This window comes from Salinibacterium sp. (assembly GCF_031364185.1).
GTDB lineage: Bacteria > Actinomycetota > Actinomycetes > Actinomycetales > Microbacteriaceae > Rhodoglobus.
This window is the reverse complement of sequence record NZ_JANLVV010000328.1, coordinates 1-3514: the sequence shown is the minus strand read 5'-3', so window position 1 is coordinate 3514 and position 3514 is coordinate 1. Positions and strand designations below refer to the sequence as shown.

Annotated in this window: 2 protein-coding genes; both read right to left on the bottom strand. The window is 67.7% G+C overall.

The features are described 5' to 3' along the window. The coding region (locus tag RMN95_RS14365) for a DEAD/DEAH box helicase (RefSeq protein ID WP_309617593.1) at positions 1 to 3175 on the bottom strand (3175 nt) is incomplete at its 3' end. A 59-nt stretch (positions 3176 to 3234) separates the two neighbouring features. Then, positions 3235 to 3514 (bottom strand): alpha/beta hydrolase (locus RMN95_RS14360; protein WP_397545301.1); only part of this gene is annotated, 280 nt, incomplete at its 5' end.

Below are 3514 nucleotides of genomic sequence, written 5' to 3'. Positions count from 1 at the left end.
TCGAGCCGGCGATCGTGACGCGCAGCACGCGATTAGAGCGGGCGAGCCCATCAAGGGTGCGGAGCAGGGCGGAGGTGTCGATGGGATTGTCCGGCGTCGACGGCACGGGCTCGCCGGTGGCGTCCAGCTTCCGGGGCACGTCGGCCGCGCTCGCGCTGATGGACGGGTCAACCGCGGTCGGGTCAAGCACGGATGGATCAACCACCGCCGGATCAACCGCCGCCGGATCAACCGCAGCCTGATCGAGCACCGCCGGCAGCGAGCGGGCGGCGAGCTCATCGATGGAGAGTGGTCCGAGCATCCTGAGCAGGTCGACGACGCCCTCGGCGTTGCGAGCCTTGCGGTCGGGCGCCAGGCGCTGCAGCTCCAGTTCTACCTGGGCGATGACCATCGGGTCGAGCAGTTCGCGCAGCTCGGCGCGGCCCAGCAGCTCGGCCAGTAGCGTCGGGTCGAGAGAGAGCGCCGCGGCCCGCCGCTCGGCCAGCGGGGAATCGCCTTCGTACAGGAATGCGGCGACGTAGCCGAACAGAAGCGACCGTGCGAAGGGCGATGGCACCTGCGTCTCGGTCTCCACCATGCGGATTTTGCGGGTCGCGAGGTCATTGGTCATGGCCATGAGGGCGGGCAGGTCGTAGACATCCTGCAGTACTTCACGCACGGTTTCGAGCACAATCGGGAAGCTCGGATACTTTCTCGCGACATCCAGCAACTGGGATGCCCGCTGTCGCTGCTGCCAGAGTGGTGAGCGTCGACCGGGGTCACGTCGCGGCAGCAGCAGAGCCCGAGCCGCGCATTCTCTGAAGCGAGCCGCGAACAGCGCGGACCCTCCGACCTCTTCCGTCACGATGGCCTCGAGCTCGTCTTTCTCGAAGAGAAACAGCTCGGCACCCGGGGGTTCGGCGTCGGTGTCCGGAATGCGCACGACGATCCCATCATCGCCCGCCATCGCGGCGCCGTCAACCCCGAGCCGGTCTCGCACGCGGGCGCTGATCGCCAGCGCCCAGGGTGCATGCACTGGTATGCCGTACGGGGAATGTAAGACGACGCGCCAGTCCCCCAACTCGTCACGGAACCGTTCGACTATCAGTGTGCGGTCGGTAGGAACCTGTCCGGTCGACTTCTGCTGTTCGTCAACGAGGGCGACCAGATTGTTGACGGCACGCTCGTCGAGCCCGATTCCCGCGACGCGAGCGCGCGCATCATCCGGAGTGCTGGTCGAGATTTCGCGGACAAAGGCCCCGATGGCCGCCCCCAGTTCGGCGGGTCGACCCAGGCCGTCCCCTTTCCAGAACGGCACCTTGCCCGGCTGACCGAAGGCGGGCGAGACGAGCACCTGGTCGTGCGTGATTTCTTCGATCCGCCAGCTGGTCGTGCCGAGCGCGAAGATGTCGCCGACCCTCGACTCGTAAACCATCTCCTCGTCAAGTTCGCCAACACGCCTCCCGGGGGCGCCGGGGTCACCGCCGACCATGAACACCCCGAAGAGGCCGCGATCGGGAATAGTGCCTCCGGATGTCACGGCCAACCGTTGGGCGCCCGGGCGACCGGTGATCGTGCCGGCCACCCGATCCCACACGATACGCGGGCGCAGTTCGGCGAACTCATCGCTCGGATACAGACCGGCCAGCAGGTCGAGTGTCGCGTCGTACGCGCTGCGGGGGAGCGTCGCAAAGGGGGCGCTGCGCCGCACCGTGTCGAACCACTCCTCGACGTCGATGCCCTCGAGCGCGGTGGCGGCAACGGTCTGCTGCGCGAGCACGTCGAGCGGGTTTGCCGGTACAGCGATGGCCTCGATCTGGCCGGATTTCATGCGTTCGACGGCAACGGTGGTGTGGATGAGGTCGGTGCGATGTTTGGGGAAGAGCATGCCTTTGGATATCTCGCCGACCTGATGCCCGGCCCGCCCAATCCGCTGGAGGCCGCTCGCGACCGAGGGCGGGGACTCTACCTGGATCACAAGGTCGACCGCACCCATGTCGATACCGAGTTCAAGCGAACTGGTGGCGACGACGCAGCGCAGCCGCCCCGACTTCAGGTCATCCTCGATGATGGCGCGCTGCTCTTTCGAGACGGAGCCATGGTGCGCTCGCGCCAACAGCGGATTACCGGCGTTACGCACCGTTTCCACCACAGTCGAGCCTGCGAGCGCGGTGGAGCTAAAAGAATCGCGCAGCGATTCCGCGACCCCAGCGCCGACTGAGCCTGCGAGGGAGGACGCCCCCACCCCGACCAACGCCAACTCGCCCCGCTCCGCGTAGATCTCGTTCAGCCGTGACGTCAGCCGCTCGGCAAGCCTCCGCGAGTTCGCAAACACGATCGTCGACCTGTGTTTCAGAACCTCGTCGACGATCCGCTCCTCGACGTGCGGCCAGATCGACCCCGTGGCCTCGGTGGTCGCACCGGCGGTCGATCCTCCCCGCGGCTCGACGGTTCCGGGCTCGGTCATGTCCTCTACGGGCACGATCACCGAGAGATCGAAGGTCTTCGCGGCGGGCGGTTGCACGATGGTGACGGGGGCGCGGCCCCCCAGGAAACGGGCAACTTCCTGGAGGGGGCGCACGGTGGCGGATAAACCGATGCGCTGTGCCGGGGTCGGCAGCAGGTCATCCAGTCGCTCGAGTGAGACGGCCAGATGTGCGCCCCGCTTTGTCGCGGCGACCGCATGGACCTCGTCGATGATGACCGTCTCGACACCGGCGAGGGTCGCGCGTGCGGCCGAGGTCAGCATCAGGTACAGAGATTCGGGAGTGGTGATCAGGATGTCCGGCGGAGTGCGTGCAAGCAGCCTCCGATCGCCCGGGGTGGTGTCGCCACTGCGCACCCCCACCGTCACATCGGGCGCGGGCAGCCCCAGCCGACGCGCGGTCTGCGTCACCCCGACGAGAGGAGCGCGGAGGTTTCGCTCCACGTCGACACCCAGGGCCTTGAGCGGGGAAATGTAGAGCACCCGGGTTCGCGCCATCGGGTCTTCCGGGATCGGTCGGGAGGCCAGCCGGTCGATCGCATACAGGAAGGCCGCGAGGGTCTTCCCCGAACCCGTCGGCGCCACGACGAGCGCATGGGATCCGGAGGCCACCGCCTCCCACGCCCCGAGCTGGGCCGGGGTGGGCGCGGCGAACGCCCCGTCGAACCACTCACGGGTCGCGGGGGAAAATTGGTCGAGCACCGAGCTCATGCTCCTATCCTCCCCCGTACCACCGTCACTGGTCAGGGGTTGCGCTCAGGGCGCTGTGACTACGCATGTGCGCGCAGGAATCCGCTGAACTCCGCGAGCTCCGGCGTCGAGATGGAGTGCCCGAGACCGTCATACGTGCGAATGGTGGCCGTAGTGTGACCGGGCAGCCAGGCCGCGGTGCGGTCGATGGCATGATCCGGGATGACCGCATCGTCGGTTCCGCGCCCCCAGAAGACCGGCGGCTTCACTTCAGCGAGCCGCGCGTCGCCGGGGTGTTCGCCCCCGGCGACGAACCCTGACAACGAGACGGTGGCGGTGAAACGCTCGGGATCGAGTCGC